Annotated in this window: 31 protein-coding genes and 1 tRNA gene; 17 read left to right on the forward strand and 15 right to left on the reverse strand. The window is 34.1% G+C overall.

Annotated elements, in window-relative coordinates; all coding sequences use genetic code 11:
- Positions 1-64 precede the first annotated feature (64 nt).
- The 3 genes from QW128_05140 to iorA form a co-directional block, all read right to left on the reverse strand.
- Positions 65-190 carry a MerR family DNA-binding transcriptional regulator gene (locus QW128_05140; GenBank protein MEM3832966.1) on the reverse strand — a complete coding sequence of 42 codons (126 nt, stop codon included), beginning with the start codon at positions 188-190 and terminating at the stop codon, positions 65-67.
- Between the two features lie 208 nt (positions 191-398).
- Positions 399-1,028, reverse strand: coding sequence for an indolepyruvate oxidoreductase subunit beta (locus tag QW128_05145; GenBank protein ID MEM3832967.1), 630 nt, complete (start codon positions 1,026-1,028; stop codon positions 399-401).
- 1 nt (position 1,029) lies between these two features.
- A complete protein-coding gene (gene iorA / locus QW128_05150) occupies positions 1,030-2,904 on the reverse strand; it encodes an indolepyruvate ferredoxin oxidoreductase subunit alpha (GenBank protein ID MEM3832968.1) in 1,875 nt (624 codons plus the stop codon).
- Positions 2,905-3,158: 254 nt separating this feature from the next.
- Here iorA and tuf point away from each other — a divergent pair, with 254 nt between their 5' ends.
- The 4 genes from tuf (at position 3,159) to QW128_05170 (ending at position 6,087) form a co-directional block, all read left to right on the forward strand.
- Positions 3,159-4,469 carry a translation elongation factor EF-1 subunit alpha gene (gene tuf / locus QW128_05155; GenBank protein MEM3832969.1) on the forward strand — a complete coding sequence of 437 codons (1,311 nt, stop codon included), beginning with the start codon at positions 3,159-3,161 and terminating at the stop codon, positions 4,467-4,469.
- 19 nt (positions 4,470-4,488) lie between these two features.
- On the forward strand, positions 4,489-4,803 hold the full coding sequence (gene rpsJ / locus QW128_05160) for a 30S ribosomal protein S10 (protein ID MEM3832970.1): 315 nt from the start codon (positions 4,489-4,491) through the stop codon (positions 4,801-4,803).
- Between the two features lie 52 nt (positions 4,804-4,855).
- Positions 4,856-4,960 (forward strand) — tRNA-Ser (locus tag QW128_05165).
- Between the two features lie 209 nt (positions 4,961-5,169).
- Positions 5,170-6,087, forward strand: coding sequence for a carbohydrate kinase family protein (locus tag QW128_05170; protein MEM3832971.1), 918 nt, complete (start codon positions 5,170-5,172; stop codon positions 6,085-6,087).
- Between the two features lie 149 nt (positions 6,088-6,236).
- On the opposite strand, the gene QW128_05175 is transcribed toward QW128_05170, so the two are convergent.
- From QW128_05175 to QW128_05200, 6 genes are all read right to left on the reverse strand, one after another.
- Entirely contained in the window at positions 6,237-6,938 is a 702-nt protein-coding gene (locus QW128_05175; GenBank protein MEM3832972.1) for an ECF transporter S component, read from the reverse strand.
- Positions 6,939-7,364: 426 nt separating this feature from the next.
- Positions 7,365-7,790, reverse strand: a complete 426-nt coding sequence (locus QW128_05180; protein ID MEM3832973.1) for a hypothetical protein — start codon at positions 7,788-7,790, stop codon at positions 7,365-7,367.
- A 102-nt stretch (positions 7,791-7,892) separates the two neighbouring features.
- Positions 7,893-9,029, reverse strand: coding sequence for a transposase (locus QW128_05185; protein MEM3832974.1), 1,137 nt, complete (start codon positions 9,027-9,029; stop codon positions 7,893-7,895).
- Positions 9,030-9,078: 49 nt separating this feature from the next.
- The gene (locus QW128_05190; protein MEM3832975.1) at positions 9,079-9,273 is read right to left on the reverse strand and encodes a helix-turn-helix domain-containing protein; all 195 of its coding nucleotides are present in this window, start codon (positions 9,271-9,273) and stop codon (positions 9,079-9,081) included.
- A 212-nt stretch (positions 9,274-9,485) separates the two neighbouring features.
- Positions 9,486-9,941, reverse strand: a complete 456-nt coding sequence (locus QW128_05195) for a DUF2258 domain-containing protein (GenBank protein MEM3832976.1) — start codon at positions 9,939-9,941, stop codon at positions 9,486-9,488.
- Between the two features lie 232 nt (positions 9,942-10,173).
- On the reverse strand, positions 10,174-11,019 hold the full coding sequence (locus QW128_05200) for an FTR1 family protein (protein ID MEM3832977.1): 846 nt from the start codon (positions 11,017-11,019) through the stop codon (positions 10,174-10,176).
- 522 nt (positions 11,020-11,541) lie between these two features.
- Here QW128_05200 and QW128_05205 point away from each other — a divergent pair.
- The 3 genes from QW128_05205 (at position 11,542) to QW128_05215 (ending at position 13,556) form a co-directional block, all read left to right on the forward strand.
- The gene (locus QW128_05205) at positions 11,542-12,186 is read left to right on the forward strand and encodes an SCO family protein (GenBank protein MEM3832978.1); all 645 of its coding nucleotides are present in this window, start codon (positions 11,542-11,544) and stop codon (positions 12,184-12,186) included.
- A gap of 14 nt (positions 12,187-12,200) precedes the next feature.
- Positions 12,201-12,818, forward strand: coding sequence for a hypothetical protein (locus QW128_05210; GenBank protein ID MEM3832979.1), 618 nt, complete (start codon positions 12,201-12,203; stop codon positions 12,816-12,818).
- Between the two features lie 66 nt (positions 12,819-12,884).
- The gene (locus QW128_05215) at positions 12,885-13,556 is read left to right on the forward strand and encodes a hypothetical protein (GenBank protein MEM3832980.1); all 672 of its coding nucleotides are present in this window, start codon (positions 12,885-12,887) and stop codon (positions 13,554-13,556) included.
- A gap of 346 nt (positions 13,557-13,902) precedes the next feature.
- On the opposite strand, the gene QW128_05220 is transcribed toward QW128_05215, so the two are convergent.
- Both QW128_05220 and QW128_05225 read right to left on the reverse strand, forming a co-directional pair.
- Positions 13,903-14,307, reverse strand: coding sequence for a hemerythrin domain-containing protein (locus QW128_05220; GenBank protein ID MEM3832981.1), 405 nt, complete (start codon positions 14,305-14,307; stop codon positions 13,903-13,905).
- A gap of 177 nt (positions 14,308-14,484) precedes the next feature.
- Positions 14,485-15,045 carry a DUF998 domain-containing protein gene (locus QW128_05225; GenBank protein MEM3832982.1) on the reverse strand — a complete coding sequence of 187 codons (561 nt, stop codon included), beginning with the start codon at positions 15,043-15,045 and terminating at the stop codon, positions 14,485-14,487.
- Between the two features lie 77 nt (positions 15,046-15,122).
- Between QW128_05225 and QW128_05230 the strand changes: the two genes are divergently transcribed.
- Positions 15,123-15,677, forward strand: a complete 555-nt coding sequence (locus QW128_05230) for a DUF309 domain-containing protein (protein MEM3832983.1) — start codon at positions 15,123-15,125, stop codon at positions 15,675-15,677.
- Between the two features lie 77 nt (positions 15,678-15,754).
- On the forward strand, positions 15,755-16,114 hold the full coding sequence (locus QW128_05235; GenBank protein ID MEM3832984.1) for a cupin domain-containing protein: 360 nt from the start codon (positions 15,755-15,757) through the stop codon (positions 16,112-16,114).
- Between the two features lie 7 nt (positions 16,115-16,121).
- On the opposite strand, the gene QW128_05240 is transcribed toward QW128_05235, so the two are convergent.
- Positions 16,122-16,901: an SDR family oxidoreductase gene (locus QW128_05240; protein ID MEM3832985.1), complete on the reverse strand. Its 780-nt coding sequence runs from the start codon at positions 16,899-16,901 to the stop codon at positions 16,122-16,124.
- A 196-nt stretch (positions 16,902-17,097) separates the two neighbouring features.
- Between QW128_05240 and QW128_05245 the strand changes: the two genes are divergently transcribed.
- Positions 17,098-17,682 (forward strand): DUF4397 domain-containing protein, encoded by a 585-nt coding sequence (locus tag QW128_05245; GenBank protein ID MEM3832986.1) that lies wholly within the window; start codon positions 17,098-17,100, stop codon positions 17,680-17,682.
- Positions 17,683-17,902: 220 nt separating this feature from the next.
- On the opposite strand, the gene QW128_05250 is transcribed toward QW128_05245, so the two are convergent.
- Together QW128_05250 and QW128_05255 are read right to left on the reverse strand one after the other, a co-directional pair.
- Positions 17,903-19,057, reverse strand: coding sequence for a transposase (locus QW128_05250; protein ID MEM3832987.1), 1,155 nt, complete (start codon positions 19,055-19,057; stop codon positions 17,903-17,905).
- Positions 19,024-19,218 (reverse strand): helix-turn-helix domain-containing protein, encoded by a 195-nt coding sequence (locus QW128_05255; GenBank protein ID MEM3832988.1) that lies wholly within the window; start codon positions 19,216-19,218, stop codon positions 19,024-19,026. The genes QW128_05250 and QW128_05255 overlap by 34 nt, the downstream gene beginning before the upstream one ends.
- A gap of 464 nt (positions 19,219-19,682) precedes the next feature.
- On the opposite strand from QW128_05255, the gene QW128_05260 reads away from it, so the two are divergent.
- The 7 genes from QW128_05260 to QW128_05290 all read left to right on the forward strand — a co-directional run bounded on the left by QW128_05260 (position 19,683) and on the right by QW128_05290 (position 25,341).
- Positions 19,683-20,114, forward strand: coding sequence for a hypothetical protein (locus QW128_05260; GenBank protein MEM3832989.1), 432 nt, complete (start codon positions 19,683-19,685; stop codon positions 20,112-20,114).
- 31 nt (positions 20,115-20,145) lie between these two features.
- Positions 20,146-20,706 (forward strand): NUDIX hydrolase, encoded by a 561-nt coding sequence (locus QW128_05265; protein ID MEM3832990.1) that lies wholly within the window; start codon positions 20,146-20,148, stop codon positions 20,704-20,706.
- A 54-nt stretch (positions 20,707-20,760) separates the two neighbouring features.
- Positions 20,761-21,402, forward strand: coding sequence for a tetratricopeptide repeat protein (locus QW128_05270; GenBank protein MEM3832991.1), 642 nt, complete (start codon positions 20,761-20,763; stop codon positions 21,400-21,402).
- Positions 21,403-21,489: 87 nt separating this feature from the next.
- Entirely contained in the window at positions 21,490-22,137 is a 648-nt protein-coding gene (locus QW128_05275) for a hypothetical protein (protein MEM3832992.1), read from the forward strand.
- Between the two features lie 6 nt (positions 22,138-22,143).
- Positions 22,144-23,841: an ATP-binding protein gene (locus QW128_05280; protein MEM3832993.1), complete on the forward strand. Its 1,698-nt coding sequence runs from the start codon at positions 22,144-22,146 to the stop codon at positions 23,839-23,841.
- 58 nt (positions 23,842-23,899) lie between these two features.
- Positions 23,900-24,895, forward strand: a complete 996-nt coding sequence (locus QW128_05285; GenBank protein ID MEM3832994.1) for a dihydrodipicolinate reductase — start codon at positions 23,900-23,902, stop codon at positions 24,893-24,895.
- Positions 24,892-25,341: a vitamin K epoxide reductase family protein gene (locus QW128_05290; GenBank protein MEM3832995.1), complete on the forward strand. Its 450-nt coding sequence runs from the start codon at positions 24,892-24,894 to the stop codon at positions 25,339-25,341. Before QW128_05285 ends, QW128_05290 begins: the two co-directional genes overlap by 4 nt.
- Before the next feature lie 43 nt (positions 25,342-25,384).
- Here QW128_05290 and QW128_05295 read toward each other — a convergent pair whose 3' ends face one another.
- Positions 25,385-26,344: a triphosphoribosyl-dephospho-CoA synthase gene (locus QW128_05295; protein MEM3832996.1), complete on the reverse strand. Its 960-nt coding sequence runs from the start codon at positions 26,342-26,344 to the stop codon at positions 25,385-25,387.
- Positions 26,345-26,358: the final 14 nt, after the last annotated feature.

Here is a 26,358-nt window from a genome sequence, read left to right on the forward strand (position 1 = left end):
TTTAATAGTTAAACCATGCTAGGAATACTAAGTTAATGTAGTTACGGAATTTTAACCTAAGCCATTATACTATCTGTCCAACAGTCCTAACACGCCTTATTTTACCTTGTTTATCCCATTGCTGAACGGTCCAGGTGGTGACTCCAAGAAGCTTCTTTGCCTCCTTGATTGTATAGAGCTTTTCGGACATCATATTCTCCTATACCCACCAATATTTAAATATCTATTTTGAAACCGCTGAAAGAGGCTTTTAATAACAATGCAGTACTGATCTTCCCTGATCCGTAGAGCTCTTGTATTGTTTCTCCTATATTCTGGTCCAGCTCATCTCTTTTTCGCTCTAAGCAAAGAAGAACTCCCTTTAAGGTGGAGAGGATGACAGATTTAATTTTAGATTTCTATGAGATCTTTTCTTTAAGGTGCAACCCGATTTCCGATATAACTTGTTTAGAAATTTCATAGCCTTCATTGAATGCTAGCTCGTTTACAAGATAGAACTTCGGAGCTATCCGTTCTTTGATGGCATTAAGCAATTCGTTTGACGAAAGTGGAAGTACTTCTGTACCTGCTAATGCACCCAGCATCACAGTATTAATTACTTGAATAGCATTTAGCTTTCTAGCTATACTATCAGCATCGATTTTTATTATATTCTTTGTGATTTTTTTAATTCTAACGTATATTTCCTCTTTATCTGGAATGTTTATCTTTGGAAGAACAGGTTTGATAATATTATCATTCACAAGGACTATTGTCTTAGGATTCATATATCTTGCAGTTCTTAAAGTTTCTAGGGCCTCCAAACCTATAACAACATCAGCACTCCCATCATCTGCTATTGGTGAAAATTCTGTAAAACCAGCTTTTAGGTGCGAAATTACAGAACCTCCTCTTTGAGCCAATCCATGAATCTCTGTACTCTTCACGTTGAATCCCTTTTTCATTAGTGCACGCCCTATGATTTCTGATAATGTTAATATACCTTGTCCACCTACACCCGTTATTATTAATGTTAAAATTTTATTCATACTATTTTACCTCCATTATAGCTCTGTATGGGCATATCTGAGCACATGAACCGCATCCAGTGCATAACAATGGATCTATGAATGCTTTGTTCCCTGAAAGGCTAATAGCAGGACATGTGAAATAATCCGTACAGACTTTACATCCAGTGCACTTCAAATTATCAACAGTATAAAGTTTCATTTTTTCTCCACGGACTCTATGAAGATTTATTTCCTCAAGAGCACATAATCCACGTGAAATCACAACAGCAGGTCTCTTATTTTCAAGAACATATTTTATTGCATTCTTAATAATGTCTATACCATCCTTTATATTAAAAGAATTAATAACTTTCACATATTCAATGCCCAATGATTGTACTATATTCTCAATTGGTATTCCTCCTGTACCGAGAAGTACGCCAGTGCCCGGATGACTCTGTTGACCTGTCATAGCAGTAACACCATTATCCATAACAAGAATTAACAAAGGTGTACGATTATGAACCGCATTAATTAAAGCAGGTATGGCGGCATGATAAAATGTAGAGTCGCCTACAGCTGCAACGATAAACTGATCTTGTAAGAATGCTAATCCCTGTCCAACACCAACGCCAGCCCCCATAGAATAAAGAACGTCACCAAATCCAAACGGTGGATTTACAGATAAACTATAACATCCAATATCATTACTGTAAATGTAACTGACTCGCATAATAGCTAATGCTCTTTGCAATGAGTACAACGTAGATCTGTGCGGACAACCGGCACAAAAAGCTGGAGGTCTAGGTGGTAAAAATTTTGTTAACTCGTTATTAATGTTATCGTAAAATGAATAATCCCTAGAAACTTTAACACCAGTTAATTTGGAAAGAGCAATTATTACATGTCTTGGGCTCAGCTCATAGAACTCTGGAATTAAATCCTTTCCGTGTATTCGTTTTACCAAATTCTCATCTACCATGATACTTTTTACGCTATTTTCAATTATTGGATCTAACTCCTCAACAACTAATATTTCATTAACAGATCTAATAAAATCACTAACAACTTTTTTTGGTATTGGATAAGTGAAAGCTAACTTTAGAATACTCACTGCATCCCATAAATCTAAAGTGTCTACAGCCTCAACAACATTTGAATATGCAGCTCCAGCAGTTATTATTCCTAATCTTGAACCACTTTCGATTCTTTTTTCTAACTTGACCTCCTCAATCAAATTGTTCAATTTATTAAAACGTTCTAAAAGGAGTATCTTATTCTTCTTAGCGATAGAAGGTAAAAGTTGGAAACGTCCAGGATTCTTACTAAACAATGGTTTTCTATCCATCTTTATAACTTTTCCAAGTTTAACAACTCCACGAGAATGACTAACACGAGTAGTAGTTCTTAATATGACTGGCAACTCAACTTTTTCTGAAATGTCAAAAGCAACCTTTACAAAATCTTTGCACTCTTGAGCGTTACTAGGTTCAATAACTGGAACGTGCGCAAGTTGGCCATAAAATCTAGTATCCTGTTCATTCTGAGATGAATACATACTAGGATCATCAGCAACCACTACAACAAGACCGCCAATTACACCAGTGTAAGCGGAACTCACGAAGGAATCAGCTGCAACATTTAAACCTACGTGCTTCATTGTAACTAATGCCCTAAGTCCTGAAAGTGATGCAGCGATACCATTTTCATAAGCAACCTTCTCATTCACTGCCCATCCAGCTTTTATTCCAACTTTGTCAGCAACATTAATTAAAGTCTCTAAAACTTCAGTAGAAGGAGTGCCTGGATAACCAGAAGCAAGATCAACTCCTGCTTCAAGAGCTCCTCTAGCAATTGCTTCATTACCAAGAAGATAAACAATTTTTTCAGAAGAATCTAAAATCTCATGCCTCATACATAATCACCATAAGATAGATGATTCATACCAATACATGAAAAACTTAGTGATAGATAAAGTTATCATTTTTGATCCCTCATAAAAACCAAAAAGATATTCACTATAAAATTTTGCGTAAGAAATTCGCCCAGAAACCCTATCTTAGTTCTAGTATTATGTTGTTAGTAAGCTTAACAGGTAATAACATTAAAATGAGCTTTAACCTTATATATTCGTTTATATCAATGTGAGATAGAGACAGGTGGTATGTGATGTCATCTAAAAAACCACACATGAACCTGATAGTGGCAGGACACGTAGATCACGGTAAATCAACTACGGTAGGACACATACTTACTCTACTAGGAATCGTTGACGAGCGCAAGATGAAAGAAATAGAAGAGGAAGCTAAAAAGAAAGGCAAAGAGTTTGCAAAATATGCTTGGATTCTTGATACCTACAAAGAAGAACGAGAGAGAGACATGACAGTAAACCTTTCATTCTTAGAATTTGAAACGAAAAAATACTATTGGACTATTATAGATGCTCCAGGTCATAGGGACTTCGTAAAAAACATGGTAACAGGAGCATCACAAGCTGATGCAGCTATATTAGTTGTCTCAGCTAAAAGAGGTGAATATGAAGCAGGTACAGGCGTCACAGGCCAAACACGAGAACATGCATTCCTTTTAAAAACTATGGGTGTTAACCAATTAGTAGTTACTGTGAACAAAATGGATGATGAAACAGTCCAGTGGAGTAAACAGCGATACGAGGAAGTAAAAAGCGGGTTAGAAAAAATGCTAAAAATGCTTGGATATAAAACTGATACAATACGCTTTATTCCAACCTCCGCATGGTATGGTGATAACTTGTTAGAACGCAGTAAAAATACATCATGGTATGATGGACCAACTTTGATAGAAGCTTTAGACGAATTCTCTCAACCACCAAGACTTATTGACAAACCATTAAGATTACCAGTAGAAGCGGTTTACAGCATTTCTGGTGTCGGTCTGGTACCTGTAGGTAGGGTTGAAACTGGTATTATGAAACCTGGTGATATGGTAGTGTTCATGCCTGCAGGAAAAAAGGCTGAAATAAAGTCAATAGAAATGCACCATAAAAGACTCGATCAGGCAGTACCTGGTGACAACATTGGTTTTAACGTAAAAGGTGTTGAGAAAAACGATGTAAAGAGAGGAGACGTTATAGGTCCTGAAAGCTCTCCACCAACTGTTGCACAAGAATTCACAGCAAGAATCTTCGTCCTCTATCACCCAACATCCATAGCGGTAGGCTATACTCCAGTCATGCACGTTCATACAGCAACTGTTGCTACACAATTCGTTGAACTATCAAAGAAACTTGATCCTAGAACAGGACAAACAATTGAAAACAATCCTAAGTTCCTGAAACAGGGTGATGCAGCAATTGTAAGATTAAAACCATTAAGACCAACACCAATCGAAATATATCAGAACTTCCCACCATTAGGCAGATTCGCTATTAGAGATATGGGCAGAACTATAGCAGCCGGTGTAATATTAGATATTAAGCCATTAGAAATTAAGATTAAGTAAAACCTACAAGGCGACCATAATGCCTCAAGTAGCGCGTATAAAGCTTTCAAGTTTAAATTTAACAGAGCTAGAACAAGTTGTAGCAGAAATAAAAGATATTGCGGAAAAACAGGGCTCTAAAATTGCAGGACCAATCCCATTGCCAACGAAACGATTAAGAGTTGTCACTAGAAAAACACCGTGCGGTGAAGGAACACATACGTTCGATAAATGGGAAATGCGCATTCACTCAAGACTAATTGATGTAGTTGCAAGCGATCGATTAATGAGACAGATAATGAGAATCAAAGTACCTGATACTGTAAAGATCGAAATCAAACTTTTAACTTCTTAATAGATAAAGTTTTTAAATAAAATTAAATTTCTTTATCATGCCGGGGCTCCTAGCCGGGGTTGTAAAAAAGACCCCGAGGGCCGAGTGGATCAAGGCGCAGGCCTTGAGAGCCTGTGTCCGTTTAACGGACTCGCGGGTTCGAATCCCGCCCCCGGCGCTTTATAAAAAAAGAAATAATAAAACCTATCAAGAATTATCCAGCATATAAGCATTGATCATGATGTGTATGGTTAATAATTTCTTTATTAACAAATTTAACCGAAACAACAAACGTTTTCTATAGGGAAAGAAGATCAGCTAAAAGCTTTCATTTTTGTTAACAAAATAGTGTTATATTCTCAACGTTTATAAATAATATGAGATAACATGGTCGATGTGATTGCAGTTGGAAATGCTAATATTGATCTTATGTTTACGATAACATATTTTCCTAAACCAGATGAGGAAGTTCTAGGCAAAGATTTTAGAATTGTACCTGGAGGTTCAGCATCTAATTTTGCAGTAGCAATTTCGCGCCTTGGGGTTGCAACAGGTCTTATAGCATCTCTTGGTGATGATGCCTTTGGACAATTGATAATGAATAATCTAAAAAATGAAAATATTGATATATCTCACATCAAAGTTATTAAAAATTTCCCCACGGGCATAGTTACAATATTCATAGATGAACATGGAGAGAGAAGAATGATTGCATATAGAGGTGCGAACCTAATGCTGAGTAAAGATGATATAGACGTGAGATATATTAAATCGGCAAAATTAGTTCATCTAAGCGGAACAAAATTAGACCTATCTGAATATATTTCATCTATAGCAAAGCACGAAGGCTTAACTGTATCTTTTGACCCAGGAAGTGTGATATCTTCAATGGGTATTATAAAATGTAAAACAGTGCTTAGTAATACTGATATACTATTTGTTAACCGCCTAGAGATCATACAATTAACAGGAATACAAGATATTTTGAATGGTGTTTATGAATTAATCAACTATGGGCCTTCTATAGTAGTTGTGAAATTAGGCTCGGAAGGATCACTGGCTGTAACTAAGAATAAGAAGATAAGAGTTCCTGCATTTAAGGTCAAAGTTATTAATACAACCGGTGCAGGTGATGCATTTGATGCAGGATTTCTGAAAGCATTTTTATTTAATATGAAAATAGAAGATGCGCTAAAAATTGGTAACGCAGTTGCAGCATTATCAATAACAAAACCTGAGCCAAGGTTATCATTTCCTAAATTTGATGAAGTAGCGCATTTCTTAAGAACACAGACTTCATCATAACATCTCTGCTTTGTTGTTATAAGCATTATACATAGGTGAAAAGATATATAATATTAAAGCTAATCGTTCGAAAACTGCTGAAGAACTCTTCAGAGCAAAAAAGAGATTAATAATATCAAATTTTGTGATAACTTAATTTAGAAATTGTACTACAATACTAATCTCTTTCTTAACGATCTATATATTGGTAAGCTTATTAAAAGTCCTATGGTCATCTGTCCTATGTTAAATGGTATCTCTGCATAGGCTTCGGCTCCAACTATGATTAGTTCATACAAAAAGTATCCAGTCACCATTTCTATGCCACCAATTATTACTGAGAATGCTATCCAACCTAGTTCAGGATCAAGCTTTAGTGTACTTGCTATAATACCTATTAATGCAAAAATTACTAAAATTATCCACAAAATTCCTGGTATTAATAAAGTAAAGACGAAACTCCCTATTGTAAACTCTGCAATACCCTGATAATACATAAAGAGTACTACCATTGCGATAACTAAAATTATTGATAAAATTCCTACTAATCCAGCTCTCCATGATTTTTTAGCTATTTTCTTCGAAAATTTATGTGTCAGATAGCCTGTAATAAAGCCTTCTAAACCTTTAATTACCAATGTCCCAGGTGCATACTGAAAATAACCTAAGGTTATATCTGATATGGCAGAACCAACACCACCCGCAAATGCCCCAACATATGGACCAAAAAGTAATGCAGTAAGATAAACTGCAGCTTCTCCTATATTAAAATACCCACGTGTAGGTGCTATATAGACACTTATGGCCATGGTAGTTACTGCTACTAAAGCAGTCATGACACTAGTTATGGCAATAATCATAGTCTTATTCATATCATATTGATTAGAAAGATTCCAATGTATAAGTATTAGCTTATGCATAAGTCACTGTTGGAATAAAATTTTGCTACACAATCTTTAGTTATGTGTTAACAATAATTTCATGAACATATGTTGATAATAATATAAAAATTTTAAGTCGAAAAAATAAACGAATACAACTTATCGTATGAGAAAATTAACTTCTGATGACCTACTTACCTTTCTTCTTTTTCCCTTTTTTCTCTTCTTTCTTTTCTTCTGGTTTAGCTGCTTCAGACATTTTAGGTCACCGTTAAATATTCAATGATAACCTAAAAATAAAATTTTTCTTTAAAATTTAACAAATAATAAGATAAATAATTCCAATGAAATAATAATTCTTGTATATTTTATTAAAATCTTTTCAAAATAATCAAATGTTTAATGTATAATCTATAATTATTTTAATAACGCATCGTTTTTAGTGTGAGACTGAGTTGAATTCTTATGATGCCTCAGCATGTTCATTGTTGTGTATGCTTTTACACCACGTCCTCCCCTATATGCAAGCGTTTTTACACTAAGCGGACTCACAGACCCTGTTCTAGATGTCCATACAGAAACTCGTTCAGTAAGCAAGTCACGCCAGCTTAATTTTTTTGCTCGTATAGCTAAAAAGAGCATGTGATAAAGTGCTGCTGTAGCTTTATTACCTTTAGTATTTTCTGACGCCCACTTTGTTGATAACTCTGCTAACATCTCTAAACCATCAGGTGGACTTAATACTGACAACTGAGCTTCACTTTTATCTGAAGTAAATCTAACTATAAGTATCTTACCACTTTTTGTTATCCACATTTTTACATCTTGATACTTTGAATTCATTGCTGAACACAATACGTAAATTTCAACGAGTAATATATTTCTTGTCTTACACTTTATGGTATTTTAATATAAATTTTACATGAATATTCGATAAGAAACCCTTTAGTTTTGTGAGAGATTTTCAATAAGCTTATGTATGTTTTTAGATATAATATTTTGGGTTCTGAGTTGAGTAGGAATACATGGTGAATTGTTATTTTCATTCCTACTTAACTCTTCCCCCTTGATTAGCTCATTGGGGGCTCTCGGGGTGAACCCTTCTCCCCGCATCTGAAGGTTCAACACCGCTACAATATCCCTATCCATTGTTAACCCGCATTCTTCGCACTTCATTATCCTGCCCAGATAGGAAGCCATGCTTCCTGAGCAGGCTGGGCAGGTTTTAGATGAGTTGGCTGGGTTAACGTATTTCACTGGTAAATCAAGCCATTTAAGCTTGTATTCAAGCATAAACTGAAACGCTCTTGCGTTCCACTTTGAGAGCTTTCTATTATTTTTTCTTGAGCCGTTGAGGATTCGCCCCTTTACACCTTTCAGGTTTTCAAGTATTGCTCCGCAGTTCTTCTCCTTGAGCTCCCCCGCAACCTGCGTGGTTAACTTGTGCATGAAGTCCTTGGCTCTATTCTTCTCACGCTTAGAGTACTTCTTGAGGAGCATCTTTGATGTATTGGGCTTAATCTTAGATAACTTTTGTATCCTCTGCCGCTTAGTTTCATAGGTTCTGTGAATATGGTAGAGCTCTCTTAAGTCATAGCACTTAATCTCGCCACCTATGAACGCCGTTATGTTCGTTAAGTTAACATCGAAGGAAGCCCATTTTTCCGCCTTCGGCTCAACCCTCTTCTTAACCGTTACTATAAGCTCACTTTCAGTCATAAGTAGTCCACCGACTTTATCAAAGTCTCTTGGAATCCACGAACACTTACTTAAGTCGACCTCAAGATACCGCTTATTCGGTTCAATGCTTACCCTCAGTATACCGTTTCTGAAGCTGAAGAGCGTGCTCTTAATGTAGACTGTCCTCTTAGTTATCTCAGGCTTACCTTCAGCTTTCCCCCTATTATATAGTGTTATCCAGCCCTTAACCAATCCGATAACGGAGTTTATTGCTGAGTCAACGTAATGCTTTGAAAACCTCCAGTCTTTCAGCAGTTCATCTCTAAGCTTCTTCCTATCTTCTCTACTGATGCTTAGATGGACTTTATTGGAAAACCTTACATGAGCGAAAATGTGCTCCAAAGCCTTCTGCTTAACTTTGAAGTATTCTTCGATAAATCCTTCGGAGCCTCTACTGGAATTCTGTAGCTCTTAACTGCTTCCATAATCTTTCAACCTCGCTCTTTGGATATCTCAGCTTACCAGTTGGGAGCCTAACAGCCCTAATAATGCCTTTCCTTTGCCACTCCCAAAGCGTTTTAACTGAGATGTTGAATATCTTTGCAACATCTTTAGGTCTAAGCAGTTCTTCGTAATCTCCAGACATCGTTAAGGATAAAGCAATCAACCTCTATTTAAACCTGTCCGTCTCGAAACTGCTGACAACGGCGCTGCTCTAATCATATAACATCTAAAGTACTCTACTAACAATGTTAGATTCTTTAATCACAAGTAGTAAATAAAATAATTAAATAATTATAGTTTTTAGTTTACTTTGCAACGATCAAATTCATTTAAAAAGAAAAAGTGATATTTTAATTAGCCGAGTATCTTCTTAATCTCCTCTATTTTATCCTTAAGTTGTGTATTTTCTATTTTCAGAACTTCATTCTCTCTCAGTAATTTGTTGTATTCATCCTCACTAACATATCTCAATATCTTATAATCCTCCCATATTATTTTATTCGATCCCTGATCATAATAACCATTGACAGTGATTTTAATTATATCCAGTTTTCCTATTTTTCTTTTTTCCACTATTTCGTTATGAAGTTTCATGTTGAGCTCTGAAACATCCCTTATTATAACATCCTTGGGCACCATTTTACTAAGAGCAACTATAGCAACTCTTCTAAGTTTATCAGCAAATCTAGCAGCTATGATCAAACCTGTACTAAGTTCAAACTTGTTCCCTCCTCTTAATGCTCCTCTCGAGTACATTAGTTCATACTCTTCAGCTCTCTCTAGATCTCTAACTTCTTCCTTCTCAGACATGATAATCATCCAAATAATTTATTTATTTTGGCAAATTAAAATTTTATCCTGACACTTTCTCCATCCCGGAGAACAATATTCTCTAAAGTTTCGAGGAGTACAACTGAAAACTTTGCTTTCATGATTGAGAAGAATGTTGATGCTTTTTACAACTACATAGAATAAAATACTAAATGAGATTTATATTAAAAGAATTATTATTTCTATAAAATTAAATTATTTGTCATGTAAATTAACGAACATACGTTTTATAAAATAAGATGCTTGCTACGGTCCAATATATTATATAAACTATAATGCCGATCCATGTACTGTAGACCATATATCCAGTAAAAGCACTAAAAATTCCACCTATCAATCCTTTATCAGAGAGAATGCTTCCCTCAGGTATATCTAAATAATAAGCTAAATGTCCTAAAACGCCTAACGATATGCCATTATCAGCTAATAAATTGACCATTTCATTCACAGTCTTAAATAAAATACCTGCAGCAAGGACAATTATGAGCAAGCTGGTATACTTGAATATAAATTGTAGCTTAATCCTTGTAAAACCTTTATTAATAACCCATAGAAAACCTAGTGCGAAAAGAATCCCAATAACACTGCCAACCATAGTACTGAAAGCAGATGATCCTATGAACGTTATTAAAAATAAAACAGTTTCCAAACCTTCTCTAGCAACAGTAGTTAACGAAAGTATCATTATACCTATTAAGTAATTCCGACTAATAAAAACCTGTAACTGTCCTTCTAACTTGTCACGCACCTTCTTAGCATTCCTAGCCATCCATATTATCATAAAAGTAAGCACAGGAACAGCAATAAAACCAGCAATTACCTCAAAAAAATCAGCACCAACATCACTAAGCTCGCTGTATACAAAAGATATCAGACTACCCAACACAACAGAGAGAAAAATTGCTAAACCTGCTCCTGAATATACATACTTATCTAGATCACGTCTATTAATCCTAGCAAGATATGTAAGAATAATAAGACTAACAAGTCCAGCCTCAAGACTTTCTCTAAAAACTATAACAGCAACACCAATCCAATCAAAACTTATATTAAGCATGTAATACACACCTATTTTTAATACTAAATTCTATTATATATATTTTTGGTTAAAAATTATTACTAGTAGTTTTGCTTTCTATGTTATTACCTTTGATATTATGAACTACAAATTAGTGTTCCTTCTTATAACATATGTTATAATGAACTAAAAAGTTAAGAAATAAAAACATTTGATCACTGTATCTTTGTTGCAAAGGCTCAGCAAAAAACTGCCAATGAGGGTTCTAAGTTATGTAGTCTTTGATGGATGCACATAGCTTTTTCCTCTCGATTTTCATCGAGGGCTCTCGGAAAAATCCATTTCCCACATCCGAAGGTTCAACACAGCTACAACATCCATATCCATTGCTAAACTCATTATTTTTTGATAAAAGCTGAGAATGCTATAAATATTTTCTAAGAATTTTGTTGAAGATAATTAAATACTAAGAACGAAATAAACTAGTATCGAGAGTTATTATGGAATATGTTCATGTATAATATTTATATTTTTAAATATTGTTTCTTTTAACGATAAGCTATGAGGAAAATTTTCATAATTATTCTTTCGTTGATAATTGTTTTAATTGTGTCTGTGTACATTTTAACCATTTACAATAGAACGCCCCCTGAGAGTTTCCCATATAATAAAGAGGTTACTGATTTTAGACTTGTCGATCAAAATGGTTCAACAATAAATCTTTCAGATTTCAAAGGAAAGGTTATTGTTCTCACGTTTATCTATACGCATTGTCCAGACATCTGTCCTGTAATAACGAGTCATCTTGTTGCTGCGTATAATAGATTAGTACAAATGGGATTAAAGGATCAGGTGGCGTTCGTGTTTGTTTCTGTAGATCCGTATGGTGATAATGTAACTGCAATGAAAAATTATTCTGAACGTTTTAATGCATCAAGCTTATATTTTCTTACTAATAATACAGCAGGCCTTTCAACAGGTTCATACTCAAATCTTACTAATTTGCAATCAGTATGGAATTCTTATGATGTATATGTTAATATTAATAGGACATCAACTGAAGAAGGATGGTACGAAGTTGATCACACTACAGTTACATATATAATAGATAAGAACTTCAGGATACGCGAAGCACTTTTTGGTGTTCCTCCATTATGGAGCACTGATGATGTAGTCCATTATGTAAGTATTTTAGCTAAATCATAATCAGGGTGTTCTTAATGAACAAAAATACTGAATTCTTTTCACGGTTTATGTCAAGTAAAACTGTTGTATCACTGATTCTCTTTTGGATTTTGTACACGTTATCTCATGGAGCATATGAGAGCCTTCCTTATGTGCTGAAATCATTGAGCCCAGAAGATATGGAGTTCTTGGGTTTTTTAGTTCTGTTTAGTGAAATGGGAATCATGGCAAGTTTTATAGCATTAATAGTTAATGTTTTTCAGCATTCTTATTCAAGACGCGCGAGAAGGCTCACAATAATAGCAGTGATTGCGATAATTATGCTGTTCTTTATTTATTATGTTAATACATATGCATACTCATATGAGAATAGAGCTGTGATTATTGTAAACACTAAATTACCTTATGTATGTGGTTCCGAGGTTTTTCAGCCAGCTATCATTAGAATTATAATAGGTGTTAATAACACTATAACATGGAAGAACGTATCACCATTCACTCAGAGCATAATTTCTATGAATAATTCTTTCAGTTCAGGGCCAATACCACCGGGTGGTGAATGGAGTTACACTTTTACGAAACCTGGAATTTATAAATATCGTAATGGTTTCTATCCATGGGTTCAAGGTACCATAATTGTTGATGAGGCATGATGGTAAAATTCCCCATTAAAGCAAAAACTATTTTAGATAAAGATCATATAAATTTGGCGAGGCGAAATGGCGATTTCTGTTTTAAAAGCATTAGGTATTGTTTTCTCAAGAGCCAAATATCGAGTATTATTTGTTATAATATCAGTCCTTATGGTAATTATTAATATATTAACACTAATAGGTCTGCAATGGATATTAAGTGGTACACCACGAATTAATATTGGATTATTTTCAAAACCACCAAAGATTCCAATACAAACACCAATAATAATGTGGGTTGAATCGAATTATGGGAGTTCTACGTTATTCTGGGTTATTTATTTTACACCAGAACTTTTCATAACAATTGTATTATCATCTGTTCTCGCCTCTTTATTATTTTCAGAAATATTATATTTTTCAAAGGAAATGCGAAGCAAACTTAAGGTTAGGAAGAAAACTTGGCGACTTCTGTCTGCATCAATTACAACAGTAATAGGTGTAACATCGATGACATCTACCACTTTATCTTGTCCAGCATGTGGTGTGACAATTTCTGCAACTTTAATAGCTATATTAGTGTCAACAATAACTGGTTCAACATTAGGCGTAGCCTCAATATTTATACAGTTTACATTCTATCTTTTCTGGATAGGGATCTTACTTAATTTAATAATGCTCTACATAATATCAAATAATATTCTAAAGACAGCTCCAATCTTTGAGGTACCAGGAAGAAAATTAGATAAAATAAAATAATAAAAACATTTAAATACCCAATGGAAATAAGGAGCAATATTTTCGTTTGTAAGAGTTTGTGAAATTCTGAGCGTCACTAGAGCTAGCTATCGTGGATTAAGAGTAGGAAAGATTGTTGTCGAAAATATTTATGGTAGTTGGAGAATATCATAGCGGAGTCAAGAGAAGCTTAAAAGTATTCCCAGAATCAGGGGAGTTAATCTGCACTTGTATAGATGGAAATATGCTGACAAACAACTTAGAGAGAAGTGTTTTGCTTTTTCACAAAGAACACAATGAAGTTATATGGAGAAGTTAGTGGAAGATCTAACAGAGATAATTACTTTTTTAGAAAGTAAGAAGGGTGTCAAAGAGAGGGGTCGACATTTGGAAATACTTTTGTTTCTTCTAATTTATGATGTTCTTCAAGAATAATTTTAAGATCAGCAATAATTTCTTTGAAGCTCTTCTGATCATTAGAATTTAGTACCAACTCAAGTTTATCAAGATGTTCTAAGATATCTAGATGTTGTTGCATAATATGACTTAAGAATCCCTGATCAACAAGATTTTTATTAACAATTTCTGGAAATAACACAGATTCCTCATCGATAATATGATTAGATAACTTACTCCTAAATTCATTTAAAAGACTAGCTATATGGTTTATATTAGATGTATTAATTGAGTCCTCTATAGATTTTAAATCTGAAGCAAATAAACGATGTTCCTGAATTAATTTCATAACAAGATCATACAACATGTTAATCATTAGATACTGTAGACAGAACATTATTTAAATATTACTAATCCTATGTTTTTCTCATGATTTTTAAAGATAATAACATAAATTGGATTGATCATAAAGAAAAACTCACCGCATAGAATATTGATAAATTTCATTATACTATCATAACTTAGAACTCTTAACATGAAAATAACTTTTAAGTCATAGATCATGTACTTTAATCATTAAAATTACCCATATATCTATTATTAATATTCCGTATGCCTCTATCATCGCTACCGAGGGCCATTTTATTATAACAGCTATGATTGGCCCAATGATGCCTAACATAATTGACATAATACCGTAATACTTTATTTTTTCTAAAATCAGACCTAGACCATAAACTAAAATTGCAAGATCCATTTGTACAAAAAACCATGTAGAAACAAATACATGGGGTCTTGTACCTGCATGGTATATACCTATTAATGATAGGAAAATTCCTGCAATAAAGATAAAACTACCACCAATAGTTTCTAGCTTATTTAAAGAATCTGAGATTAAATAGAGCGAATACATTATGACAAAAATTGCTGTGACAATTAAACCATAATTATAAATCCATGGATTTGTAGCTTTGGGTCCTCCCAGATCACTAAAAGCGTTTACATTGAGATTAAACCATGAATTATAATATACTGATATACCTATAACCATCCATGCAAGGATAACAGCAATTAATCCCGAAAACTTCAATAACTTATTAAATGATCGTTTCATGAATACTTCTAAACCTTTCAATATATAATCAATTATAAATTTTTAACTAGATAATCCTAGTAATATGGGTGAAAAGTTTGCTTGGAAATAAAAGATTATTGATCTTAACCAAGAATGATAATTTTTCACCTTCTGATAGAGAAATGTTGATTAATAATTTAAGACAAAAGTTCAGTAAATTTTTCAGAATAAATGATTTACGAATTGCTTCAAAGCACATCGAGATCGACATCACATGTGATAATATCATGAAAGCTAAAAAGATAGAAGAGTTTAGTCCTATATTATCAATTCGAGATCTATCATTATATGATGAAAATATAAACGTTTTTCAAAAAGCAAAAGAACTCTTTAACTCAGAGCGATTCTGGGAATTTCATGAGCTTTTAGAAGGAATATGGAGAAAAAAGAGTGGCGATGAAAAACGTTTATTACATGGACTAATATTAATAGCTGCATCATTAGTACACATGCAACGAAATAACATTCACATTAGTATTCGCATAATGAGGCGAGCACTTAATGAACTTAAACCATTCGATGATTTTTATAATGGAATTGATATTTCATTTGTTAAATCGAAGATCACTTTAATGCTTCAGGAGGATAAAATTCAATCCTTCGAAATTTAAAACTAATATTGAAGAATTTGATTATCATAGCTATAAGGTTTATATAATTGTATGCATGTAATTACTAAGTGTTAGCTATGGAGATTAAAGTTGCAAGATTAAACGAAATTAAGGAAGAAGAGCTTAATCCCTTACTATTTAGAAAAATGATTACAGGTGAAAAAATAATGTTTGTTCAATTTATTTTGAAGAAAGGTCTTCACGTTCCATCCCATAAACATGAATCTGAACAAATATCTTACGTGATCAAGGGAAAATTAAAATTTAGTATAAATGGAAAAGAGTACATAATAAAAGATAATGAGCTTATTGTAATACCGTCAAACGTACCTCATGAAGTGTGGGCAGAAGAAGATACTATCGATATTGATTTGTTTGCACCGCCAAGAGAGGATTGGTTAAGAGGCAATGATTCATATCTTAGGATACAAAAATAAAAAGGGGTTAAAAAACGCTTTTGAGGAGACCACCATCTATAGGTATGCTAGCTCCGTTTATATAAGTAGCTAAGTTGGATGCTAAGAAAAGTATAACATTAGCGTATTCTTCAGGGGAGCCTAAACGTCCTAAAGGTATATCTTTGGACATCTCTTTGATCACATCGTTGACATCTTTATTTTCTTTTTTAGCTCTGTTCATTGCCAGCTCTTTTACTCTATCAGTAAGTATTAAACCTGGCAATACAGAATTCACCAGAATATTTTTCCTACCCAATTCTTTTGATAACGTTCGAACTAACCCTGCTATGCTGATTCTTATGACATTACTTAGTACTAGATCTTCTATAGGTTCTTTTATCGCGATCGATGCAGAAAATATTATTCTACCTCCCTGTGTCATAAGTTCTGCAGCATATTTTGCGCATCTTACTGCACTAAGCAAGAGAAGCTCTGAGGCTCGGATCCAATCATCATCACTTAAATCCATAAATCTGCCAGGTCTTGGACCGCCAGTGATATAAACTAGCACATCTAGTCCGTTAAAAATTTTTTTAACCTCAGCAAACAAATTATCTATCTCATCTTTCTTTGTTAAATCAGCTTTAATCATGTAAACTTCACCCAAATGTTTCAAAGATTCATAAGCTTTTTTGAGATTTTCACTATTAGAAGAACTTATTATTACTCTGCCACCATTTATTAAAAAAGCTCTCGCAGACGCATATCCTAAACCCTTTGATGCTGCAGTAACTAGAACTTTCTTACCGTTTAATCCTAAGTCCATTTTCAATCACGATATATTCGTTCCAATAGTTATAAATATTTATTTGTTTACTAAAATTAACTTTTAGTAACATAAGCTAGAAAATTATTTTCATTAGTTAAAGATTAAAAATAGTGCCAATAATTTTTTCATGAATAACTTTATTTAGCTATTAAAAAATTTATAGATCATAAAATTTTAAGATATGGTGCTAGTAATGGTTAAGCTAAGGTTTATACATGCATCATCTGATGCTACAAGTCTCGATGCATATTTGAACGATAACAAAATGATTGAAGGAATAAGATATAAATCAATAACTGATTATATTGATATTCCTAACGAATGTATAATTAATTTCAGAATTTCCGGAGCACCAAAAAATAGTCCCCCAATCTTTTACATAAAATTTAAAATCGAACCTGAAATCCCATTACTGACGGCATTTTTAATTGGACTAGCTGGAAGTAAAGAGAAGAGAGATTCTATAAACGTTATTGTTCTTCAAGACCAGACTGTCTCACCAAATTCTGCGATAATACGGCTTATTAATGCATCTCCTGTAATAAATTCTGCCTTGTTTAAATTTAAGGATGGTTCATTAGCTCAAAATCTTGACTATGGAAAAGTGTTTCAAACTGTAATTAAGTCAGGTAAAAAAGTTCTCCAAGTCATCAAAGATAACAGTACAATCACAGAAACTACTCTAGATATTCAAGATGGAAAAGTATACGAAATTATGTTAATAGGATTAACGGAAAGAAAACCTCCGCTAGAGTTATATGTGTTATCACATAATTAATTCTATTTTACCAAAAGATTTGACAAGAAAGCTTACAATCTTAACCGTGAGATGAATTAGGAGCGTGAACTACCCCTCCCTTTCAGATGGGGCTTCCTGCTTCAACGATCAGACTCAGTCTCTGCTCACCCAGAGCGCAGGTTTCCTTTGGCGAAACCGTTTCCACTAACCACGTCTGGAAGACAGGTTACGGAGGTCTTGGTCTCCACAGGGTTCTGAGTTAAGTAGGAATGCATAGTGAATTGTTATTTTCATTCCTACTTAACCCTTCCCTCTCTATTAATTCGTTGAGGGCTCTCGGGGAGAACCCAATTCCCCGCATCTGAAGGTTCAACACCGCTACAACATCCCTATCCATCGTTAACCCGCATTTTTCGCATCTCATTATCCTGCCCAGATAGGAAGCCATGCTTCCGGAGCAGGCTGGGCAGGTTTTAGATGAGTTGGCTGGGTTAACGTATTTTACTGGTAGGTTAAGCCATTTCAGCTTGTATTCGAGCATGAACTGAAACGTCCTTGCGTTCCACTTCGAGAGCTTTCTGTTCACGTCTTTAGACTTGTTGAGGATTCGCCTCTTTACACCTTTCAGGTTTTCAAGTATTGCTCCGCAGTTCCTCTCCTTGAGCTCCCCCGCAACCTGCGTGGTTAACTTGTGCATGAAGTCTTTAGCTCTATTCTTCTCACGCTTAGGGTACTTCTCTAATAGTCTCTTTGATGCATTGGGCTTAATCTTAGATAACTTTTGTATCCTCTGCCGCTTTACCTCATAAGTTCTGTGAATGTGGTAGAGCTCTCTTAAGTCATAGCGCTTAACCTCACCACCTATGAACGCCATCACGTTCGTTAAGTTAACGTCAAATGATGCCCACTTCTCAGCTTTGGGCTCAACCCTCTTCTTAACCGTAATTATCAACTCCTTCTCAGTCATAAGTAGTCCACCGACTTTATCAAAGTCTCTCGGAATCCACGAACACTCACTCAAGTCGACCTCAAGATACCGCTTATTAGGCTCTATGCTTACCCTCAGTATGCCATCTCTGAAGCTGAAGAGCGTGCTCTTAATGTAGACTGTCCTCTTAGTTATCTCAGGCTTACCTTCAGCTTTCCCCTTGTTGTAGAGCGTTATCCAGCCCTTAACCAATCCGATAACGGAGTTCATTGCTGAATCAACGTAATGCTTTGAGTATTTCCACTCTCGTAGCAGTTCATCCCTAAGCTCTCTCCTATCCTCAGCTTTCAAGTTGAGGTGAGCCTTCTTGGAAATTTTAACGTGTGAGAATATTGCGTCTAAAGCCTTCCGCTTAGCTTTGAAGTATTCTTCGATTAAATCTTTTGGAACATCTACTGGGATCCTGTAGCTTTTAACTGCTTCCATAGCCTTTCAACTTCGCTCTTGGGATATCTCAGCTTGCCAGTTGGGAGTTTAACTGCTCTAATAATGCCTTTCTTCTGCCACTTCCAAAGCGTTTTAACTGAGATGTTGAATATCTTTGCAGCATCCTTTGGTCTAAGTAGTTCTTCGTAATCTCCAGACATCGTTAAGAATAAAGTAATCAACCTCCATTTAAACCTATCCGTCTCGAAACTGCTGACAACGGCGTGAATTCGGCCTGTCCCATGCATACTAGTGAAGATACGAATAAGAAAATATATAAGTGTTTCAGCTCTCATCCCCCAGCTTACGCAGAGGGATCTTCCCGCCAATAAAGTTAAAAGGACATAAACAATAAGACCAATAACTTAGAAGCAAAGAACCCACAGTTTCAACCGTGGAAAGTATCAACAAAAATCTAGTTAAGTCTTCATTCTTTTATGTACTATCAATTTAGTATTTTTCCTTTAAAATAATAAATCTTAACTTCTCACTAATGCACGAAACCATGATAAGATGTTGTCTCCAGGTTATCTTTAAGAACATACAGTTTATCATGAGATATTAAGTATAAAGATTTAAGTAAGGTTTTTAAGTTTGTTTAAAGAAAAATATTTGGTGATAATCTTTGGTATCTAAACCTGAATTCGAACATTACTTAAAAACTTTGCAAGTATTTGGACGATTATCAGGGGTTTCTTTGAATGAGGCTCATAAGATTCTCGGCTATGAGTATGGGAAACGATTAGCACGAAATCTTAGATCCGATAATCTCATAGATTTATTAAATGAGGCATCATTGCTGCTGGAACAAAACGATTTAGGTCACACTGAAATAGAAAAAAAGGATCCAATTAGGCTTACTGTTTATAGATGTTTAGGTTGTGAGTGGATTCCAGATGCTGTAAGTTCTGTTGCAACATGTCCTTTACGTGAAGGGTTGTTAGAGTCCATAGTGCATGAAAAATTAAACGTCAATATTAAAGTAACTAGTACATCAACTGGCTCATCATATGGGGATAAAGTATGCAAATTTGAAGTTCATCTAGCAAGAGAATAAAAATATCTGTCAGGATTAAGTCATTAACAGTATGGTCAATAATGATCTAGGAAAAAAAGAAGTTTTATCAAGTAGAGTTATTTATAAAGGTAGCATAATAAATTTAAGGCTTGAGGAAATAAGATCTAAAAACGGTTTTCGTTATACTAAAGAGATCGTTGAACATCCAGGAGCTGTTGCTATTTTGGCATTTCTAGAAAATAACACTATACTTATGGTTAGGCAATACCGCATAGCCGTAGATAAAATACTTTTAGAACTTCCTGCAGGAACATTAAAAAATGGTGAAACACCTGAACAATGTGCAATACGTGAGCTTGAGGAGGAGACGGGTTATAAAGCGCATAAAATTGAAAAACTAGGAGCATTTTATTCAGCGCCCGGATATAGTAACGAAATACTCCATGTGTTCGTTGCAGAGGAACTAGAGAAAAGCCAACAAAGACTTGAAATCAATGAAGACATCTACGTTGAAAAAATAAACATCAAGGAGTTATTGTCAATGATTAATAACGGTGAAATTAAAGATGCAAAAACCATAGCATCTATCTTTTTATTTTTAAACAAGTTATACTTTAATCATGTTTTATGATTAGAAAGGTATTTTTAGGTATACACACATATATAATGCGAGGAATGAGATCACGTGTCGTTTGAAGAAGCAGAAGAGCATAGAAAAAAAGGCGACCAATTATACAGTATAGGACGATTAAATGAAGCAGAAGAAGAATATCGCATCGCAATAAGTATTAGTCCTGAACACGCCGAAGCGCACCATAATTTAGGAGTTGTTCTTGCGACAAAAGGTGATCTAGATTCTGCAGAGGAAGAGATAAGAAAAGCTATAACTCTTAAACCTAATGATGCTGATATGCATATCAGCCTAGGCACACTATTATATGAAATGAATAGGTTTGAAGAAGCTGAAAATGAATTTCGCAGCGCGATAAACTTTAACCCAGAAAATATTGATGCTCATATAAGCTTAAGTGGTGTGCTCATAGAACAAGGAAAGTTCGAAGAGTCTGAACACGAACTTAAGAAGGCAGTAGAATTAGCACCAGATAACGCTGACATTCACTATTTACTTGGGCTAGTATATGCGATCTCAGGTAAATTGGATGAATCAGAAATAGAATTAAATAAAGCGTTAGAAATTGAACCTGAGCACGTTAACGCTAAAAAGGCGCTAGATAGTGTTCTTAAAGAAAAAAGACGAACAAGTGAGACACCTGCAGATGAACATGAAGAAACTGATGAAGAAGATTATGATGCTGAAGAGTATTAATTAACTAATAAAAGAAAAAGATTATGTAGATTTTTTTATAGATTTCTTTATTAAATATCTTGAAAGTATAATATTAGGGGGAGGACCTTGATCAAGAATTATATGGATATATATAATGAAAAAGTGAAAAATCCAATTGGTAAAGTATTTAACGGAGGATATTTAATGCTGGATTTTAATACTATTCGTATTGATAGTCCAAGATTAAATCTTGGAAGCATGGTTGTTATTGCAAGCGAAAATATTCTCATAGTAGGTGTTATAAAAAATCATGAAATAAGAATATACTATCCAGAGAAAATACCTAGCAAAGTAGCAATAAGTTGGAAAGCTTATAAAGAACAATATCCTGATATAGAAAATATAATGGCTGTTATTTATAGTGCAGTTTCCATAGGATATTTCAATGGAACTAATTTCGTACAAGGCACACCATACAAGGCCCCAATGATGCATGACCTAGTTTTTGAGCCAGATATAGATTTCATAAGAGATTTTCACAAAGATTTACAGATGGAATACATACCGCTCATATATTCATCGTTAAATATGAATAGAGTAGACTTTATGCAATTAGTATTTAACCTTTACAAATGGTTAAGTGAATCAAAATATTTTGACAAGAATGAATTAAAAGAACTCTACAAATCAAGTTTACGCAGTCTAACAACATACGGATTTATTGATATAATACCACAATACATTAAATTTATTGGATCGTTATTTAAGGAGTGAATAGAAATGGAAAACATAGGATATATAGTAGGAGGTTCACTTGAGAAAGGAGTACAAATCAAATTAAATGTAAGCTCTGAAGATATTACCGTAGGTAGTTTAAAAGTAGCCAATGGGATAAGGAGGAAATATCTGCTTTTATTAAATAACGTGTATCACGGTAGTATGGATGTAGCTAATAAATTATCATCGAGTAACATTTCATCAGGTTTAATAGATGTCATGCGTGAGGAGATCCTACCTTCTTACGCTACTGGTATTGTAATAGCTCAAGGAGATAATGATAAGATCGAAGAGGCGAACACAATACCAGATTACTTATCATCAGTTACAACACTAACTATAAACGATGCTAAAATATTTTACAGTGCACCTGATGAGGATAACTTTTTAAAGTTAGGTTTTGGTTCTCCAATAGGTATAGAAGATGCGCTGATTCCTGTAGATATACCGATGCTCACAAAATCAAGCTTTGCGATTTATGGAAAGACCGGAACTGGTAAAACTGTGCTAGGAAATATAATAGCAATAAATATTGCATTGTATACTGCACAACGCAAGTATAGTGGTGATTATGAATACACACCTGTCTCAATGCTTATACTAGATATGCATAGTGAATACGGAACGACAGTTAAAGATATGTATGGAAAACAACTTGGATATGGAGTTGCAAGAATAATGCCTGATGAGTTTATTGCATACACACCTGATGAAGAACTAGTAAGAATCAGTAAAGAGGATAGACACATCATGTATATGCTAAAAATAAGCGCATCAGAAATAGAACCTCAGGACATAATACTTATGTCGGAATTACTTAATCTGACAGAAACACAAACAAGTACTCTCCAAACAATATCAGAACAAATCCGTCAAATGGTAAAAGAAATTAAGGAACCTGAATATAAAGACTATCCATGGATAGCATATCTATATGATGACAAACTTTATGAAAAATTAATCAATTTAGTTGAAAAAGAAAGAGAGGGAAAGAAAAAGGAATTTGATTCTAAAATTATACCAACCATACAATCGCTTCATAGAAAATTGAGTTTTCTTAGAAACTATAAATTCATTGAAGAAAAAGGTGAAAATAAAGGAGTAATAGATAGTATAGTTGAATCATTATTGGGAAAAGAACTAAAACATATTGTAATATCTTTTGGAGCTTATGGTGATGATGTAAGAGCCTATACGTTACTCACGAACATGATTGCAAGAAGACTTTTAGAAAATGCTGTAACATTAGGTTTGCAAAAAAGAGAATTATCAAAAAGAATAGTGATATTTGTCGAAGAAGCTCATAAATTTTTAGACCCCAAATTAAAGGAGAACAGTCCTATGGGAAAAATTGCTAGAGAACTCAGAAAGCGTGGAATAACACTTTGTATAATAGATCAAAGGCCTTCTCAGATTGATCCTGATGTGAGTAGCATGATCTGGAACACTTTTACTTCAGTATTAGGTGACGAAAATGATATTAAGGCAGCAACCATTAACCTCATTAATTCAAAATTATATGACCCAATCATACGATCATTAGCACGGCAAAGCTTTCTTGCATATGGTGACGCATTTAGATTTCCGGTAGTTGTCAAGATAATAGATTACTCAACGTATGCAAAACGCGCAATGAAACTCTATACTAGGATTAAGGCGTCAATAAAGTCTATCGATGAAACTCTTAAAAGCGAGATTTAATTTAAACAATTCTGTATGTTTATTTAGTAGTATTGCTTTTTCTCTAGTGGTGTTTGTCATGGGTGATAACATCAATATCGCACTTTATGGTGTTGGAGAAATAGGTGCGTTAATAGCAAAAACTGCACACATGAGAGGCCTCAATATAGTAGGAGCAATAGATATAGATCCTAAAAAAATAGGGAAAGATCTGAGTGAAGTTATCGGTTTAAAAGAAAAAATGGGTGTCACAATAACTGATAATACGAATAACCTAAAAAATGTTGATATAGTGTTACACTCAACAGGCACATATTTAGATAGGATTTATAATCAATTAGAGACATGCATAAAACTTAACTGTGATGTTATCTCAACATGTGAGACATTATCGTATCCATATTATAGGTATTCTGAATTAGCAAAACAGATAGACCAACTTGCTAAAAAACACGGTGTAACAGTAATAGGTACTGGTGTGAATCCTGGCTTCATACTTGACACTTTAGTTGCTATTTTAACTAGTCCGTCATGGAATGTGGAATACATTAGAGCTATACGATCATTAAATGCTGCTTACAGACGTAGCAATTTTCAGAAAAAAATAGGAGTTGGCATGACACCAGAAGAGGCAAAGAAGAAAATTAACTCAGGTGAGATTACTGGGCATGTTGGTTATGCTGAATCAGTACTTCTCATTTCAAAGTTCTTAAATTTAGAAGTTAACAAAGTAGAGGAAAATCAAATGCCTGTAATTGCTAAGAAAAATGTAAAAGTTGGTGATGTGAACATTGAAAAAGGATACGTTTTAGGATTAAAAGGTTATGGCATAGGTTATCAAAATGACAAAGAAATAATCAGAGTTGAACTAAGAGCATATATTGGAGCAAAAGATTATGAAGATATAACAATAAAAGGAACACCTGAAATAAGATGGAGAAGTAATGGAACTCAAGGTGATATAGCGACAGCAGGTATGATAGTTAATATGATACCAAGAGTATTAGAGACCAGACCAGGTTTACTTACAATGGCTGATTTAGAGATACCAAGATATTTCTCCAAAATACAATGAGACGATCAGGACTATTTTTTATAATTATTGGTACTATCGGTATCATAGTGAGCATACTACTTATGTTAGATTCTTTGAGTGCTTCATCTTATTGTTTAATAGGATCATCGTGTCTTGCGATAGTCCAAAGCGAATATGCATACCTTTTTAGTATACCTCTATGGTTTCTTGCATTGGTAGGATTCATATTGTATACTTTACTTGGTATACTTTATACAATGCTCAAAAATGTTAGGACTGCGTACATCATACTTCTCACAATTTTTATTGGATCTGTTATTTCTTCAATTCTTGCATTTTACTTAATTAGCATCGAACTCTACATTCTTCATACTATTTGTTCATATTGTTCCATACTGCACTTATTAATATTCTCAAGCTCTGTATATACAGCATACATACTAATAGCTTTTCCTCGTCAAAAGGTGAGACTATCAGAGTCTTGAATATCTACAGTAATGATTATAATAGTATCTAAAACAGTGCGACTTAATGAAAATAGTCTACTAATTCTCTCATATTAATAGAGAGCATTCTCTGAATATTGTATAGAGCAATACCACTTGCTATTATATCTGCTGTGGATCCGGGATTTAAATTGAGTTCATTTAATTTTCTATCTAGTTCTTTAAGCATTTTTAGACCTTTTTTGCCATAAATTTTTCTTAATTTTTTTATTTCAGCCGCCTCATTCATAATTAGGACAGCAATTTCTTTATTACCTTTTCTAATTATAAGACTATCTGGTCTTTCGGATAACAAGTGGATATATGCTGAAATTATTGAATTATTCCATCCAATTTTACTGAGATTTTTTTCTATGAATTTTTTCACGAAAATAGATTCAGGATAACCGTTTATTAATTCTCTACTTACAATATCCCATGACGCAGATTCAGTAAGAACATCCCATAATGTATAATTATTTCTTTTCAGTTCACTTTCGAAATTTTCTATGAAAACATCAGGTAAGCTTGTTTTTTCTGGCTTATACTTCTTAACATATGATGGTGATGCTTCTCTGATAGCTTTATAAAACATTATAGCATCTTCTACATTGCTATTTTTCACAATATCTTGTGCCTTAAACACGATCTCTCTAATATCTAGTCTTGGCAAACACTGAGCTACACCGGCAGCCAATGGTATAAGAAGTGTTGCTAATCCTAAATTTGTATTGCCACCTCCATGAATTTTTCTAGCAAATTTGACTGCAAGATAAATAGCTTTTCCAACTTCTATTTGGTTGTTATTCAGTGATCTATTAAAGACTTCGATAAAGATAGGTTGCATTACATGACTAGTTATAAGGAAATCTTCAAACTTTGTATCTTTATAATCATGAAATCGATGTACATTACCTGGTTTAGGATACGCCGCTACTTCAAGAGAAATTGCAGATGATAACGCTATAGAAATTAAGTAGCTATAGCTTATCTGAAATTTCATAATCTCTTCACTAA

The sequence above is a fragment of the Thermoprotei archaeon genome (genome assembly GCA_038881895.1).
Classification (GTDB): domain Archaea; phylum Thermoproteota; class Thermoprotei; order Gearchaeales; family WAQG01; genus JAVZOV01.